Genomic DNA, 14,970 nt, shown 5'->3' with positions numbered 1-14,970 from the left:
TCAGACCGGTAGGGGGACGACGCGGCCGGCGACGACGAGGACGGTCTCCTCCGACTCCCCGGCCAGGCGCTGGTTCAGCCTGCCGAGCGCGTCGCGGAACACCCGGCCGCTGGCCGTCGCGGGGACGACGCTGAGGCCGACCTCGTCGCTGACCGCGACGACCTGGGCCCGGGTCTGCCGCCAGGCGGCGACCAGGTCGTCGCAGCGCGCGGCGACCAGGTCCAGAGCGGTGCCGAACCGGCCGGGCTTGCGGCCCCTCGGCCGGTCGTGGGCGGGATCCCCCCACGCGCCGCACCCGTCGAAGACCGCCGCGAGCCAGGTCCCTATCCCGTCGACGAGCAGCGGGCCGGTCTCCGCCCTGAGCAGCGCCTCCAGCTCGGTGGTCTCGATGGTGGTCCAGTACGGCGGGCGCCGCCGCTGGTGGGCGCGGATCCGCGCCAGCCAGTCGGCGTCCCGCCCGCCGGTCGGCCCGCTGGCCACGTAGGTGACGTCCGGCTCGGTGATCAGCCGCATCTCCGCCTCTTCGGACTTGCCCGAGCGGGCGCCGCCGAGGACCAGGACCCTCGTGGGAGCGCCCGGGCGCGCGGGGGCGGGTATGCGCGTGTCGAGGATCGTGCCGTCGTCCACGACCTGGGCTCCCCAGAGCGCCAGCCGCCTGGACAGCTCGGCCTCCGACGGCATGCGGTGGTCCAGGTGGACCGCCACCACCTGGGTCCGGGCGGTGACCAGGCCGCGGCGGCGCAGGTCGCCCAGGCGCTGCGGCCGGTCCAGGAGGTCGATGAGCACGAGGTCGTAGGCGTCCTCCGCCCAGCACGGCGAGGGGGAGCCGCCCTGCTCGTCCGGGCCGACGGCGTACAGCACCCGGCCGCGGTCGGGGCCGCTGACCGCGTAGCCGTCGGGGGTGACGGTGACCCGGTAGCCCTTGGGCAGCGCCGCCGGTGGTGCGAGGGGAAGGCCGGCGGGCGGCGCCAGCCGTACCACGTCGTCGAGGAGCACCGCGGTCGGCAGGCGATGGCCGGAGGGCAGGCGGCGGCAGGAGGCGCAGCCGCAGCCGGGCTCGGGCCAGCCGTACGGACCGGCGGTGCCGGAGAGCAGGACCTTCACTATGCCGTGACCGCGGGGATCGGCTCGGCCGCCGTCGCGAGTCCGGGTCCGGTGCCGGGCGCCGGAGGACGGAACGAGAGCGGCATGGGTCGGCCTCCATCCTCTATGGTCACGCGGTCGTGCGGTTCTCCCGGCCTGTGGCCTGTCCCGCCGCGCGCACGGCAAGATCTGCGGCAGACTCCAGGAGATAGGGTCTGCACAGCCCCGGCGAGGGCATTGGGCAAACCCCACGAAAAGGAGCGTATGGCATGACTTGGCGCTGGCGTTATGAAAACGCTAATGGTGGTGAGGTTATGGACGGCCCGCTTCCACGCGAGATCTTCCCGAGTCAGGCCGACGCCGAGTCATGGCTCGGAGAAAACTGGCGAACCCTCCTGAATTCGGGAGTCGAGCAGGTCACGCTGCTGGAAGACGACAAAGTGGAGTACGCCGGGATGTCGCTGCGCGCCGAGTGACGGACGGGCCCCTTGGCTTTTCTGATGTCCATGTGACAAACGATGTCAGGGTGACCGAAAACACAAGGGGCCCGCGACGCCTTTACGGCCGTGCCTTCATACCGGTGCCGGCGACACCGGCAGGGAAGCGATGCCTTGGCCGTTACGACCCCGGTCGCCTCGGCGGGCTCTGGGTCTTGGCCGGATCACGCTCGACGATCGGGCCGAGCGCCGCGTCGATCTTCGCCAGGATGTCGGCGTCGAGCTTCACACCGGACGCCTTGACGTTGTCGCGCACCTGCTCGGGACGGGTGGCCCCGACGATGGCCGACGAGACGTTCGGGTTCTGCAGCACCCAGGCCACCGCGAGCTGCGCCATGCTGAGACCGAGGTCGGCCGCGATGGGCTTGAGCTCCTGCACCCGGGTGAGCACGTCGTCGTCGAGGAAGCGGGAGATGAAGCCCGCTCCGGCCGGGTCGGTGGCCCGGGACCCGGCCGGCGGAGCCTGGCCCGGCAGGTACTTCCCGGTGAGGATGCCCTGCGCGATGGGCGACCACACGATCTGCCCGACGCCCTCCTTCTCGGACAGGGGCACGACCTCGGCCTCGATGACGCGCCACAGCATGGAGTACTGCGGCTGGTTGGACACCAGCCGGTCGAACCCCATCTCATCGGCGATCTTGAGGGCGTCGGCGATCTGCGAAGCGCTCCACTCGCTGACGCCGATGTACAGGACCTTCCCCTGCCGCACCAGGTCGTCGAAGGTCTTCAGCGTCTCTTCCAGCGGCGTCTCGTAGTCGTAGCGGTGCGCCTGGTAGAGGTCCACGTAGTCCGTCTGCAGGCGGCGCAGCGAGCCGTGGATGCCCTCGGTGATGTGCTTGCGCGACAGTCCGTTGTCGTTCGGGCCCGTGCCGATGGGCCAGTAGACCTTCGTGAAGATCTCCAGGGATTCGCGGCGCACGCCCTTCAGAGCCCGGCCGAGAACCTCCTCCGCCTTGGTGCCGGCATAGACGTCGGCGGTGTCGAAGGTGGTGATCCCCTCATCGAGAGCCGCCCGCACGCACTCCTTGGCGGCGTCCTCCTCGACCTGGGAACCATGGGTGATCCAGTTGCCGTAGCTGATCTCACTTACTTTGAGACCACTCCGGCCAAGATGGCGAAATTGCATGCCAATGACCCTAGCCGCCGCCCGCTGACGATCCGCTTCGGGTGGCTTCCCATGCCCCGGCCAAGGCGCGCGACTCCGTCCATCCGCCGGTACGGGATAGTCTGCCCGGCGTGCGGCGGCTGATCACTCCGAGGGTTGTACGGCGCGCGCTCGCGGTGACCGCCGTGGGCGCGCTGGTCGTCATGGCGGTGTGGGCCGCCCAGACTCTCTCCCGCCGCCGCGGCGTGCGTCCCGCACGGCCGGTGCGGCGCTATCTCCCACCCGCCGGGCGTCCGGAGCTTTCGCGGCCCGGCCGGCCCGAACCGGTAGGGCTTGAGCAAGTACGGCCAGAGGGGGCGCGGCCCGGGCTTCAGGCTGAAGGCGCACCGCCCGCGCGCGTCCGGGGTGGCCGGCGCCGGTGGACCGGCCGCCGGAGCGTCCTGACCGCCACGCTCTGCGTCGCCGCGTGCCTGGTGGCTTTCGGCGGCTATGTCGCGAACGAGGCGATCTCCGGCGGTACGACGTGGCGGCGGGCCGTCATCTACGTCACCGACCCGCCGCAGGCGACGCCCACGGGCGCGCGGACCGCTCCGGCCGTCTCGCCGGGGGAGGGTTCACTCGAACGGTCGGCGCAGGCGGCGCGGTCGGGACCGGACGACGCCTGCCGTCCCGCCGGGCGGCCGGTGGTCGTACGGCCGGTGGACCCCCGCGTGGCCGAGGCGGTGGACGTCCAGTGGCGGCGGATCGAGAGGTGGCTGAAGGCCAACGCGCCCGTCACCTACGCCCGGTTGCGCGCGCCGGCCAGGGCGCGGACCATCGCGATCGCCGAGTCGCAGACGGGCGTGCCGTTCCCGGACAGCCTCAGAGCGTCGCTGCTCCGCCACAACGGCGCGCATCCCGCCGAGAAGGTGCTTCCCGGGCTGCGGGCGTACGGCGTGCGGGAGATCCGCGACACCTGGCGCGCCCTGTGCGCCGCGCACGGTCCCTCGGTGGACGGCCGGACGATCCCCTTCGCGGCCTCCGCGCGCTGGACGTCGTACTACGCGCTGCTCAGGGCGACGGCCGGCTCGCTGGAGACCGGACGCCCGGTCCGAGGGCTGCGCCCGGAGGTCATTTCGGGCCGGCTGCACTGGACCGAGCCCGACCCGCCCTCCGGCACCAGGACTTAGCGGTACCGCCCCGCCCGCCCGCCGGGCCGGTCGCCGTACGGCGGCGCCGGTCTCGCCGTCCTGCTTCTCGCCGCCGCGGCGCCGGATCTACAAGCACCACCCGGAGCGGAGCGGAGGGGTCGCGGTCGGGTGGAGCGGGTGCGGTGGTTCCGGATGGAGCCTGGGGTCGGGTGGAGCGGGAGCGGTGGTTCCGGATGGAGCCTGGGGTCGGGCGGAGCGGGTGCGGTGGTTCCGGACGGAGCCTGGGGTCGGGTGGAGCGGGGGTCGGTCGTTCCGGACGGAGCTTGCGGTCAGGTGCGGGGATGGTTGAGCGCCCTGGGGTGAGTGGGGCCCCGGGGTGGGGTTACTTCTTGGGGGGGACGGGTTTGCCGCCGGGGAGGAGGGTGGGCGGGGGGAAGCGGAGGCGGCGGATCTGCATCGCGCGCATGGCGGCGTAGAAGCCGACGCCCTTGAGGCTCTCGTCCGGGAACCGCTCCGCCACCTCCTTCTTCACGCGCTGGGCGACCCAGAACGAGCTGCCGGCCACCACGACGATCATGAGCGGCCACAGGATGGTGATCGCGTAGGAGTAGAGGAGCATCCCCGTCTGGCCGCCGAACATCGGGATCGTCCAGAGGATGAGGAGCAGGATCAGCGAGACGGGAAGGAAATACTGACTGATCGTGCGGCGGGAGTCGACCCATTCGCGGGCGTGCTTGCGCGCCGGACCTCGGTCTCTGACGGGCAGGTAGCGGTCGTCGCCCCTCAGCATGCCCTCGCGGGCGCGCACCCGCTCGGCGGCCTGGCGCTCGCGGGCCTGCTTATAGGCCTGTTTGCGGTTGGTGGGGGCGGTGACCGGCTGGCGGCGGCGCCCTTGGGCCTCACGGCGCTTGGGGGTCGGCCGGCCCTTTCCAGCGTTTTTCGCCTGCGTCTGCGATGACGAGGAAGGGTTGTCATCCACGGGGGTTTGCTCACGACGTCGGAACACGACGTCAGCCTACCGGGGGTGCAACTTAATGACGCCCTCGTGCGTTATGCGTAGGGTGGACCTACGCGACTTTGCCGCGATAATCGGGGGCTGACGATGAGCGGGCAGCCTATGGAGTTGCGAGTCGGCGCGAGGGAGCATGGATGCCAGCGCAGCGAGCATACGGCGAGCGAGCGTCGCAGCGAGCGGGAGCATAGGCACAGCACTACCTAAGAAGGGGACGGCCAACGCGCATGAGCGTGATGAAGAGACTTTCCATGATCTTCAAGTCCAAGGCGAACAAGGCCTTGGACAAGATGGAGGATCCGCGCGAGACCCTCGACTATTCCTATCAGCGGCAGCTTGAGCTACTGCAGAAGGTTCGCCGGGGCGTGGCCGATGTCGCCACCTCGCGCAAGCGGGTGGAGCTGCAGATCAACCAGATCCAGCAGCAGGCGAAGAAGCTTGAGGACCAGGGCCGCAAGGCGTTGAGCGTGGGCCGCGAGGACCTCGCCCGTGAGGCGCTGAACAGGCGGTCCGCTCTGCAGACCCAGATCGCCGACCTGCAGGTGCAGCACAACAACCTGCAGGGCGAGGAGGAGAAGCTCACCCTCGCGAGCCAGCGTCTGCAGACCAAGGTCGACTCCTTCCGTCACAAGAAGGAGACCATCAAGGCCACCTACACCGCGGCCGAGGCGCAGACCCGCATCAACGAGGCCTTCTCCGGCATCTCCGAGGAGATGGGCGACGTGGGTCTGGCGATCCAGCGCGCCGAGGACAAGACCGCCCAGATGCAGGCGCGCGCGGGCGCGATCGACGAGCTGCTCGCGAGCGGCGCCCTCGACGACTTCAGCGGCCAGCGCGGCGACGACATCCAGGCCGAGCTCGACCGCATGGGCGGCGGCAACGACGTGGAGCTGGAGCTCGCCCGCATGAAGGCGGAGCTGGGCCAGGGTCCGGCGCCCCGGGACGCGATCGAGGCCGGCCAGCCGGGGCAGCCGCAGCAGGCGCCCCAGCAGCAGTCGCAGCCGACGCAGCAGTACCGTCAGCCAGGGGAGGGCTTGTGATCATCAGAATCATGGGCGAGGGCCAGATCGAGGTCGCCGAGGGCGACATCGACGTGCTCAACTCCCTCGACAGCGAGCTCGAGGCGGCGATCGAGACCGACGATGAGGTCCAGTTCCGTTCGAAGCTCCACGCGCTCCTGGACAAGGTCCGCCAGATCGGCAAGCCGCTGCCGGACGACACCCTGGAGCCCTCGGAGCTGATTTTGCCGCCGTCGGATGCTTCGATCGACGAAGTCAGGGGCATGCTTGGCGATTCCGGACTTATCCCAGGATAACTTGTAGATATGACACAAACCCGGTATGCCCCCGACCGGGGTCTGACGGTGCGCATGGTCGTGACCATGTTCCTGCTGGGCCTGCTCTATGTCGTCTTCGTGGGCGTCCTGATCGCCATGGGGGTCCAGGCGATCGTGGTGCTCGTCCTCGCCGGGGGCCTCCTGCTGGTCCAGTACTTCTTCTCCGACCGGATCGCGCTGTTCGCGATGCACGGACGGGAGGTCTCCCGGCAGGAGGCGCCGGAGCTGCACGGCCTGGTCGATCGGCTGAGCGCCTTGGCGAACTCTCCGAAGCCGCGGGTGGCGATCGCCGACACCGACGTGCCGAACGCCTTCGCCACCGGGCGCAACCAGAAGAACTCCGTGGTCTGCGTGACCACCGGGCTCCTGCGGCGCCTCGACCCGCTGGAGCTGGAGGGCGTCGTCGCCCATGAGATGTCCCACGTGGCCCACCGGGACGTCGCCGTGATGACGATCGCCTCCTTCCTCGGCATCGTCGCCGGCCTGATGACCCGCTTCGCGCTCTACTCCGGGCTCGGGCGCGACCGGGGCAACAACAACGGCCCGCCGATCGGGCTCATCATCATGCTCGTCTCGATCGTGGTGTACGCGGTCAGCTTCCTGCTCACCCGCGCGCTGTCGCGCTACCGCGAGCTGTCGGCCGACCGCGCCGGCGCCCTGCTCACCCAGCGGCCCTCCGCCCTGGCGAGCGCGCTGGTCAAGGTGACGGGCGAGATGTCGCGCATCCCGACCCGCGATCTGCGCGAGGCGCAGCCGTTCAACGCCTTCTTCTTCACCCCCGCGCTCTCCGGACGGGGCGCGGGCCTGGCGACGCTCTTCGCCACCCACCCACCGCTGGAGCGCCGCCTCGAGCAGCTCAGCCAGATCGCCGGCCAGCTCGGCCGGGGGGCCTGAACCGATGGGCTGGCTGGACGTGCTGCTCGGCCGCAGCAAACCCGCCAAGCCGAACCTCGACGCCCTGTTCGCGCTCCCGTCGGCGGCGGTGACGCTCCAGGCGGCCACCGGGTTCGAGCCGACCGGGCTCGGGTCGGTCTGTTTCCGCTCCGCCGAGGGCGGCGCCTTCGCCACGCTGCAGAAGGACATCAAGGAACTGCTCGGCGACGTCCAGGTGGAGCAGTCGCAGGACTCCTACGGCTACACCTGGCTGCTCGTCCGCCGCCCCGCGGAGGACCTCAGCGCGCTGGTCACCGACCTGCACGGCGTGAACTCCTCGCTGGAGGCGGCGGGTTTCGGCCCGTCGCTGCTGTGCTCGCTGGTCACCTTCACCGACGCCTCGTCGCGGCGGCTCGCGATCGTCTACCTGTACAAGCAGGGCACCTTCTACCCCTTCGCGCCGCTGCCGGGGGAGCGCCGGGACAACGCGCTGGAGCTTCAGATGCGGGGCGCGATCAGCGGAGAGCTCCCGATCGAGCCCGATCTGTCGCGATGGTTTCCCGTCTGGGGCGCCCCCGGCCTCTGAGCCGGCCGCCGCCGCCCGCGGGCCTTCGCAGGTAGTACGAAGACGATCACTCAGGTCGTTCTCGCCCTTAGGTATGCGAACCGAGGGGTATACCACCCGGGCAGATCAGCCATCGCCGGGGGGAATCAGGTGGCAGTGACCGATCACGGCCGTGTTGAAGCGGCCACAGAAGTGCACGCCGGGCGGCGTTTCCGGGCTGTCGTGCCACGGGTGATGTCCGTGGGCGTGGCGATGGCCGCCGTGTACTCGGCGATGATCGCCATGGTCGCGCCCATCCGTCACCTGCTCCGGCCGGTCACCAAGCTGATCGAGGTGGCGGTCTTCCCGGTCGAGCCGAACCTCGGCTATGCGGTGTTCCTCGGGATCCTCGCCGGAGCCCTGGCGCGGCACAAGCGCGCGGCGTACTGGGTGCTCGTGACCTTCTTCGCCCTGCTGGTGCTGGGCAACCTCGCCCTCGTGCTGTCGGCGTCGCTGATGCCCGACCTGGTGGAGGAGTTCTCCCTGACGCCGCAGGTGGTGGCCTCGGAGGTCAACCTCGTGGTGTCGGCCGCCGTCCTCGGCGTCCTCGCGGCGGCGCACGACGAGTTCTTCGCCCCGACACGCCGGGGGTCGTTCAGGAAGGCCCTGCTCACGCTCGGGTCGCTGCTGGCCGTCTCCTTCGCCGCCGGGTACGCCCTGGTGACGCTCTTCCCGGGAACGCTGAACGCCAAGTACCACCTGCGGTGGGCGCTGGAGAAGGCTCTCGGCGGGGTGGTGACGCTGGACTTCTCCCGAACGGGGTGGCCCCCGTCCTGGGTGAACTTCGTCATCGGACTGCTGAGCGCGGTCGCGGTGCTGGTCGCCTTCGCCGTGCTCTTCCGCTCCCAGCGGGCGAGGGCGGAGCTGCCGGCGGACAGCGAGGCGCGCGTCAGGGAACTGCTCGCGGCGTACGGCTCGCGCGACTCGCTCGGCTACTTCGCCACCCGCCGCGACCGGGCCGTGATCTTCTCGCCGAGCGGCAAGGCGGCGGTGTCCTACCGCGTGGTCGCGGGCGTCTGCCTGGCCGGAGGCGATCCCATCGGCGACGTCGAGGCGTGGGCGCCGGCCATCCGGGCGTGGATGGACGAGGCGCGCCGCTACGGCTGGGCGCCCGCCGTCATCGGCCCGAGCGACGCCGCCGCGCACGCCTACGCCCGCGCCGGGCTGCGCGTCCTTGAGCTCGGGGACGAGGCCGTCATCGAGGTGGCCGAGTTCAGTCTGGGCGGCCGGGAGATGCGCGGGGTGCGGCAGGCCGTCAACAGGGTCAGGCGGGCGGGGTACACGCTGCGCGTGCGGCGCCACGCCGAGCTGTCCCCCGAGGAGGTGCGCCACATCATCGAGCGCGCCGACGCCTGGCGCGACACCGAGACCGAGCGGGGGTTCTCGATGGCCCTCGGCCGGCTCGGCGACCCGGCCGACGGGTCCTGTGTCGTGGTGGAGGCCAGGCACGCCGACGGCGAGCCGGCGGCCCTGCTGTCGTTCGTGCCGTGGGGCGACGACGGCCTGTCCCTGGACCTGATGCGGCGCGACCGGAACGCCGACAACGGGCTGATGGAGTTCATGGTCGCCGGGCTGGTGGCCGAGGCGGGTGAGCTGGGCGTGAAGCGCGTCTCGCTCAACTTCGCCATGTTCCGTTCGGTGTTCGAGGGCGGCGCGCGGCTCGGTGCTGGGCCGGTGCTGCGCCTGTGGCGCTGGACGCTGGTGTTCTGCTCCCGGTGGTGGCAGCTGGAGTCGCTGTACCGGGCGAACGCCAAGTACCACCCACGGTGGGTGCCGCGCTTCGTCGCCTACGACGACACGCGCGACCTGCCTAAGGTGGGGCTGGCCTCCATGATCGCCGAGGGGTTCCTGACCGTGCCGGGCGTGCTCACCTTGCTCCGGCGCGGGCGGCACGCCGGTCAGGGACGCCGATCCCTCCTAGGCCGCAGGCGCCGGGACCGCTGATCGCCGGCGTGTGTGCCGCGGGTCACGCTACGGGTACGGGTTGGCGGCGAAGGTAAAGACTTCCTCAAGTCCACGCCACAATGGGTTGGAATAAGCCCATAAGTGGGGGATGGAGGGGGCGCCATGTCGAACCCGGTGCCGTTGCGTCCGGGGGATCCGGCACGGGTCGGGGGCTACGAGCTGACCGCCCGGCTGGGGGAGGGCGGTCAGGGGGTCGTCTACCTCGGCCGCTCGCCGGAGGGCGCCACGGTCGCGGTGAAGGTGCTCCGTTCCGACCTCGCCCAGAACGAGGAGGCGCTCGCGAGGTTCGTCCGGGAGGTGTCCACCGCCGAACGCGTGGCGACCTTCTGCACCGCCCAGGTGATCGAGACCGGAGTGGCCGACCAGCGGCCCTTCATCGTCAGCGAGTACATCGACGGCCCGACCCTGGACGCGGTGGTCGGCCAGGAGGGCCCCCGCAGGGGCGCCGCGCTGTACCGGCTGGCGATCGGCACGGTCACGGCGCTGGTCGCGATCCACCAGGCCGGCATCGTCCACCGCGACTTCAAGCCGTCGAACGTCCTGCTGGGCGCCGACGGGCCCAGGGTCATCGACTTCGGCATCGCCAAGGCGCTGGACAAGACCTCGACGCTCACCTCCATGGTCGTGGGCACGCCCGCCTACATGACCCCCGAGCAGCTCGCGGGCCAGCAGGCGGGCCCGGCCGCCGACATGTTCGCCTGGGCGGGCACGATGGTCTTCGCCGCCACCGGGGACGCGCCCTTCGGCACCGACAGCCTTCCGGCCGTGTTCCACCGGATCATGAACCTCGAACCGCACCCCGCCGCGCGGGCGGAGGCGCGGCGCGGCATCGGGGCCCCCTGCCGGGCCAGGGAGCCGGCCGCGCGGCCGGCCGCCGGCGAGGTGCTCATGCGCCTGCTCGGGCACGGCGGCGCCGCCGCGGCGCCGGCCGCCGCGATCATGGCGGAGGGCTCCGCCGTCGCCCAGGCCGCGCAGGACCCCGGTCCCCGGGCCCCTCATCACCCGGACCCCCACGCCCCTCATCACCCGGCCCCCCAGGCCGCCCATCATCCGGCCCCTCAGGCCGCACGCGGCGCGGACCCGCGAGCCCCGCACGAACCTGGTCCCCGCGTCTCGCAGGAGGCGGCCTCCGGGGCCCGGCCTCCGCTGTCCGAGCCGGAGGAGCCCACGCGCCGGTGGCGGCCCGAGCCCGCGCAGGGGACCGGGAACCCGGCCGGCCCGCAGGCGCCGTACGCCGCGCAGCCGGCCCCCGGCGCCCCGCAGCCGTACGCCGGGCGGCCGTACCCGGGACCGGCGCAGTCCTACCCGGGCGATCCGGTGCCGAACTGGCAGCGGCCGGAGGGCCCGCCGCCCCCTCCGTGGTCGGGCGCCCCAGGTGCGACCGGGCCGAGCGGCGTCGAGGCGACCTCCCCGAGCGGGGCCCCGCCCGGCGGAGGCCGTACGGGACGCGTGCCCCTGATCGTGGCGGGAGTCGTCGCGGTGTCGCTGGTGCTGGGCGGCTCGGGGTACCTGATCGCGCAGTCGCTGGGCAAGGACACCGGCACCGGCCTCACGAACGACGCCACGAACCAGCAGGGGCGGACCGACGAGCCCGTGACGAGCTCGTCCGGTCCACTGGCCACCCCGGCCGGCTCGCCGTCGCCGGGAACGGTGGCGTCCTCGGCGGAGACCCCCGCGGCGGGCGCGACCTCCGCCGCCTCGCCCCCGCCCGCGGCGACCAGGACGATCAAGCTGCCGGGCAGCACCATCACCCTCCACGAGAATGACAGCGACCCGATCAAGCTGACGTTCTACAGCCTGGACTACGGCAAGCGCGTCTACGTCCGGAAGTACGGGGGGACCTCCTTCGCCAAGACGGGCAAGTACTTCGAGTACACGGTGAGCGACGACGGCCGCAAGGCCCTCGGCACCGACACCGTCTACACCAGGGACAGCTACTCCACCGTCTCCCTCGTCGACCGGACGGGCGGCAAGCCGACGGTGATCAGGATCGCCAAGGCGCCGGTGTACCCGACCTTCCCCCAGTGGTCGCCGGACGGCAGGAAGGTGCTGGTCACGCTCAACGAGGCCGTCGACGACACCAGCAAGGGGTACGGCTACGCGATCATCGACGTGGCGAGGGAGAAGGCCAAGATCGTCCGGGTCAAGGAGAAGGACGTGGGCACCTGGAGCTACTTCTGGCGGGGTGACGGCAGGGCCGTCGGCACCTGGGCGCTGAAGGGCGCCACTCAGCGCATCAGGTTCTACGACCTGAACGGCACGGTGCTGCAGACGCTGCTCGACGTGGGAAGCCCGCTGACCGTGGAGGGCGACGACGTGTCGCCGTCCGGGGAGCACTTCATGACCAAGTGCTCCGGCTCGGACACCGAGATCTGCGTATGGGGGCTCGACGGCAGCGAGGCGGCCCGGTTCTCCTTCCCCACCGACCGGCTCATCGGCTGGTACGACGACCAGCACATCGCGGGCTGGCGCAAGAAGGGCAGCGGGTACGAGGCGGTGGTCGTCGACCTCTCGGGCACCGCGACGCGCGTGCTGGCGACGGCCAAGGCGGGAGAGTACAAAAAACAGTACCTGCGCTACACCAGGGCTTCCTGATATTGGTCAAGTTCCGGCCGTCCACGGAGAGGGCGCGCCGGAGCCGGGGCCGCCCGGTGGTGGCATGTGCTCATGACCAAGCTCAGTGTGGTGCCGGCGGCCGCCGCCTTCGTCTTCGCCTTCGCCGGGGCGCAGGCCGTGCCCGCCCTGGCGGCCTCGGGCGTCCCCGCGCAGGCGTCCCCCGCCGGCGTGGCGCGGTCCGCGCCCGGCCGCACGGCCGTGCCGGCCGAACTCGTCGTCGTCGGGCGGGGCAGCGTCCAGGCCACGCCGGACGTCATGCGCCTCAACGTCGGCGTGGAGGCCCGCAGGCCGAAGGCGGGAGAGGCGTTCGCCGCCGTGAAGGCGGCCGGGCTCAAGCTCACCGATGCGCTCCTGGCGGCCGGTGTGGACCGGACCGACGTGCGCACCAACGACCTCTCCCTGGGCGCCGAGTACGACAAGTACCCGAACGTGGTGGGCTACCGGGCGACACAGGGCGCCGAGGTGCTCGTCCACGATCTGTCCCGGGCCGACGCGGTCGTCGACGCGGTCGCGGCGGTGGGGGAGGAGGTGCGGCTGAACGGCATCTCGTTCGAGGTCTCGAGGGTGGCGGCGCTGGTGAAGAAGGCGCGCGCCGCGGCCTACCGGGACGCGCTGGCCAAGGCGCGGCAGTACGCCCAGCTGACGGGGCACCAGGTCGGCCGCATGGTCAAGCTCGAGGAGGAGGGCGACGCCTCGCCCTCCCGCTTCACGATGGCGGAGAAGGCGTCCATCAGCCCGGGCCACGCCTCGATCGGCGTCACCCTCCGCGCGGTCTTCGAACTGATCTAGCCGACCGGCCGGACTCGCCGGCCCCCGCCGTACGGTGGCGGGGGTGGAGGGCCGGCGGACGGGGACTACGGCAGGGCCAGCATGCGGTCGAGGGCGACCTTGGCCCAGTGGGTGGTCTCGGGGTCGACGGTGATCTGGTTGACCACTTGTCCCGCGGCGAGCGACTCCAGCGCCCACACCAGGTGGGGCAGGTCGATGCGGTTCATCGTCGAGCAGTAGCAGACCGTCCGGTCCAGGAAGGTCACGGTCTTGTCAGGGTGCCGGGCGGCCAGCCGCTTGACGAGGTTCAGCTCGGTGCCGACGGCCCAGGCGGACCCGGCCGGGGCCTCGTCCAGCATCTTGATGATGTACTCGGTCGAGCCGACGTGGTCGGCCTTGGTGACGACCTCGTGCCTGCACTCGGGGTGGACCAGCACGTTGACGCCCGGGATGCGCTCGCGCACCTCGTCCACGCACTCGGCGGTGAACCGGCCGTGCACCGAGCAGTGCCCGCGCCAGAGGATCACCTTGGCGTCCCTCAGCTGCTGGTCGGTGAGGCCGCCGTTCGGGCGGTGCGGGTTGTAGACCACGCAGTCGTCCAGGGACAGCCCCATCTCCAGGACCGCGGTGTTGCGGCCGAGGTGCTGGTCGGGCAGGAACAGCACCTTCCGGTCGCCGCCCTGCTTCGCCGGCCCCTCGGGGCCCTCGTCGAACGCCCAGGTGAGGGCGCGGCGGGCGTTGGAGGAGGTGCAGACGGCGCCGCCCTCGCGCCCGCAGAACGCCTTGATGTCGGCCGAGGAGTTCATGTAGGTGATCGGCACGGTCACCTCGGCGATGCCGAGGTCGGTCAGGACGTCCCACGCCTCCTCGACCTGGTCGAAGGTCGCCATGTCGGCCATGGAGCAGCCGGCGGCGAGGTCGGGCAGCACCACCCGCTGGGCGTCTCCGGTCAGGATGTCCGCCGACTCGGCCATGAAGTGGACGCCGCAGAAGACGATGTACTCCGCCGATGGACGGGCCGCCGCCTCCCGGGCGAGCTTGAAGGAGTCTCCGGTCACGTCCGCGAACTGGATGACCTCGTCGCGCTGGTAGTGGTGACCGAGCACGAAGAGCCGGTCGCCCAGAGCCGCCTTGGCCTTGGCCGCGCGCGCGACCAGCGCCGGGTCGGAGGCCTCGGGGAGCTCGCCGGGGCAGTCGACGCCGCGCTCGCTGTGCGCGTCGGTGCCCTGGCCGAGGACGAAGAGCGGAAGGCCGGTCTCGGTAGTCGTCACGGCGTTACACCTCTTAGGGGGCTTATCGTCTAGTTGACGACTAATGATGGCACACGGGCTGGGATGCGTCGTGCCGGGGGGTGGGGAAGGACCGCGCCCTGAGATAGGAATGTGTAGCGGTGCCCCGCTGTTGGTAGCGTCTGAGTGAGACCTCAGAACCAGGCCTCCGTCCCCGAGGGGCGTTGGGGCAGACGGGGAGTCAACAGATGACGGTTGAGAGCAGCGAGACCACGCAGCAGGGCTTGGTCCTGACCGACGCGGCCGCGGCCAAGGTGCGCAGTCTGCTAGAGCAGCAGGGCGAAGACGGCCTGCAGCTGCGTGTGGCGGTGCAGCCCGGCGGCTGCTCGGGCCTGCGTTACCAGCTCTTCTTCGATGACCGCTCGATGGACGGAGACGTCGTCTCCGACTTCGGCGGGGTAAGTGTCGTCACCGACCGGATGAGCGCTCCGTACCTCACGGGCGCCACGGTCGACTTTGTCGACACCATCGAGAAGCAGGGCTTCACGATCGACAACCCGAACGCCACAGGCTCGTGTGCCTGCGGCGACTCGTTCAACTAGCCACACCGCCGATACCCCGCCGGGCGATCTCCGCCGGGCGGGGTATCGGCATGTGCTTTTAGGGGGCCCAGGCGGCCTGCCGGGTCCCGCCGCAGGTGGCCGGGGAGGTCTCCCGGCCGGCGCCCGCTCGCGGCCCGCGCGGGAGATCCT

At 71.4% G+C, this 14,970-nt stretch carries 14 protein-coding genes; 10 read left to right on the top strand and 4 right to left on the bottom strand.

The window, feature by feature from the left end:
* Entirely contained in the window at nucleotides 1-1,104 is a 1,104-nt protein-coding gene (locus MYF83_RS07455) for a bifunctional adenosylcobinamide kinase/adenosylcobinamide-phosphate guanylyltransferase (protein WP_248959449.1), read from the bottom strand.
* A 248-nt stretch (nucleotides 1,105-1,352) separates the two neighbouring features.
* On the opposite strand from MYF83_RS07455, the gene MYF83_RS07450 reads away from it, so the two are divergent.
* Complete coding sequence (locus MYF83_RS07450; protein ID WP_248959447.1) at nucleotides 1,353-1,559, top strand: hypothetical protein; 207 nt, start codon at nucleotides 1,353-1,355, stop codon at nucleotides 1,557-1,559.
* Nucleotides 1,560-1,701: 142 nt separating this feature from the next.
* Here MYF83_RS07450 and MYF83_RS07445 read toward each other — a convergent pair whose 3' ends face one another.
* Nucleotides 1,702-2,706 carry an aldo/keto reductase family protein gene (locus MYF83_RS07445; RefSeq protein WP_248959446.1) on the bottom strand — a complete coding sequence of 335 codons (1,005 nt, stop codon included), beginning with the start codon at nucleotides 2,704-2,706 and terminating at the stop codon, nucleotides 1,702-1,704.
* Between the two features lie 41 nt (nucleotides 2,707-2,747).
* Between MYF83_RS07445 and MYF83_RS07440 the strand changes: the two genes are divergently transcribed.
* Complete coding sequence (locus tag MYF83_RS07440; protein WP_248959445.1) at nucleotides 2,748-3,854, top strand: SMI1/KNR4 family protein; 1,107 nt, start codon at nucleotides 2,748-2,750, stop codon at nucleotides 3,852-3,854.
* Nucleotides 3,855-4,197: 343 nt separating this feature from the next.
* Here MYF83_RS07440 and MYF83_RS07435 read toward each other — a convergent pair whose 3' ends face one another.
* Nucleotides 4,198-4,794 carry a DUF3043 domain-containing protein gene (locus tag MYF83_RS07435; protein WP_248959444.1) on the bottom strand — a complete coding sequence of 199 codons (597 nt, stop codon included), beginning with the start codon at nucleotides 4,792-4,794 and terminating at the stop codon, nucleotides 4,198-4,200.
* 260 nt (nucleotides 4,795-5,054) lie between these two features.
* Between MYF83_RS07435 and MYF83_RS07430 the strand changes: the two genes are divergently transcribed.
* The 7 genes from MYF83_RS07430 to MYF83_RS07400 all read left to right on the top strand — a co-directional run bounded on the left by MYF83_RS07430 (nucleotide 5,055) and on the right by MYF83_RS07400 (nucleotide 13,010).
* Nucleotides 5,055-5,867, top strand: a complete 813-nt coding sequence (locus tag MYF83_RS07430; RefSeq protein WP_279339244.1) for a PspA/IM30 family protein — start codon at nucleotides 5,055-5,057, stop codon at nucleotides 5,865-5,867.
* Nucleotides 5,864-6,142: a PspA-associated protein PspAA gene (pspAA, locus tag MYF83_RS07425; RefSeq protein ID WP_248959442.1), complete on the top strand. Its 279-nt coding sequence runs from the start codon at nucleotides 5,864-5,866 to the stop codon at nucleotides 6,140-6,142. Before MYF83_RS07430 ends, pspAA begins: the two co-directional genes overlap by 4 nt.
* A gap of 9 nt (nucleotides 6,143-6,151) precedes the next feature.
* The gene (gene htpX, locus MYF83_RS07420; protein WP_248959441.1) at nucleotides 6,152-7,057 is read left to right on the top strand and encodes a zinc metalloprotease HtpX; all 906 of its coding nucleotides are present in this window, start codon (nucleotides 6,152-6,154) and stop codon (nucleotides 7,055-7,057) included.
* A 4-nt stretch (nucleotides 7,058-7,061) separates the two neighbouring features.
* On the top strand, nucleotides 7,062-7,622 hold the full coding sequence (gene pspAB, locus MYF83_RS07415; RefSeq protein ID WP_248959440.1) for a PspA-associated protein PspAB: 561 nt from the start codon (nucleotides 7,062-7,064) through the stop codon (nucleotides 7,620-7,622).
* A 219-nt stretch (nucleotides 7,623-7,841) separates the two neighbouring features.
* The gene (locus MYF83_RS43630) at nucleotides 7,842-9,584 is read left to right on the top strand and encodes a phosphatidylglycerol lysyltransferase domain-containing protein (protein WP_248959439.1); all 1,743 of its coding nucleotides are present in this window, start codon (nucleotides 7,842-7,844) and stop codon (nucleotides 9,582-9,584) included.
* 123 nt (nucleotides 9,585-9,707) lie between these two features.
* Nucleotides 9,708-12,200, top strand: a complete 2,493-nt coding sequence (locus MYF83_RS07405) for a serine/threonine-protein kinase (protein WP_248959438.1) — start codon at nucleotides 9,708-9,710, stop codon at nucleotides 12,198-12,200.
* Nucleotides 12,201-12,272: 72 nt separating this feature from the next.
* The gene (locus MYF83_RS07400; RefSeq protein WP_248959437.1) at nucleotides 12,273-13,010 is read left to right on the top strand and encodes an SIMPL domain-containing protein; all 738 of its coding nucleotides are present in this window, start codon (nucleotides 12,273-12,275) and stop codon (nucleotides 13,008-13,010) included.
* Between the two features lie 65 nt (nucleotides 13,011-13,075).
* On the opposite strand, the gene nadA is transcribed toward MYF83_RS07400, so the two are convergent.
* Nucleotides 13,076-14,260: a quinolinate synthase NadA gene (nadA, locus tag MYF83_RS07395; RefSeq protein WP_248959436.1), complete on the bottom strand. Its 1,185-nt coding sequence runs from the start codon at nucleotides 14,258-14,260 to the stop codon at nucleotides 13,076-13,078.
* A gap of 206 nt (nucleotides 14,261-14,466) precedes the next feature.
* Here nadA and erpA point away from each other — a divergent pair, with 206 nt between their 5' ends.
* Nucleotides 14,467-14,820 (top strand): iron-sulfur cluster insertion protein ErpA, encoded by a 354-nt coding sequence (gene erpA / locus MYF83_RS07390; RefSeq protein WP_248959435.1) that lies wholly within the window; start codon nucleotides 14,467-14,469, stop codon nucleotides 14,818-14,820.
* Nucleotides 14,821-14,970: the final 150 nt, after the last annotated feature.

It is taken from the genome of Sphaerisporangium perillae (assembly GCF_023276435.1).
Lineage (GTDB): Bacteria > Actinomycetota > Actinomycetes > Streptosporangiales > Streptosporangiaceae > Sphaerisporangium > Sphaerisporangium perillae.
Note: the sequence above shows the minus strand (reverse complement) of the source record. Positions and strands in the feature narration are given on the sequence as shown.

Coding starts and splice junctions, on each gene's coding strand:
- pspAB (WP_248959440.1), top strand. CDS start 7,062: ATGGGCTGGCTGGACGTGCTGCTCGGCCGCAGCAAACCCGCCAAGCCG.
- MYF83_RS07400 (WP_248959437.1), top strand. CDS start 12,273: ATGACCAAGCTCAGTGTGGTGCCGGCGGCCGCCGCCTTCGTCTTCGCC.
- MYF83_RS07405 (WP_248959438.1), top strand. CDS start 9,708: ATGTCGAACCCGGTGCCGTTGCGTCCGGGGGATCCGGCACGGGTCGGG.
- erpA (WP_248959435.1), top strand. CDS start 14,467: ATGACGGTTGAGAGCAGCGAGACCACGCAGCAGGGCTTGGTCCTGACC.
- htpX (WP_248959441.1), top strand. CDS start 6,152: ATGACACAAACCCGGTATGCCCCCGACCGGGGTCTGACGGTGCGCATG.
- MYF83_RS07430 (WP_279339244.1), top strand. CDS start 5,055: ATGAGCGTGATGAAGAGACTTTCCATGATCTTCAAGTCCAAGGCGAAC.
- MYF83_RS07450 (WP_248959447.1), top strand. CDS start 1,353: ATGACTTGGCGCTGGCGTTATGAAAACGCTAATGGTGGTGAGGTTATG.
- MYF83_RS07445 (WP_248959446.1), bottom strand. CDS start 2,706: ATGCAATTTCGCCATCTTGGCCGGAGTGGTCTCAAAGTAAGTGAGATC.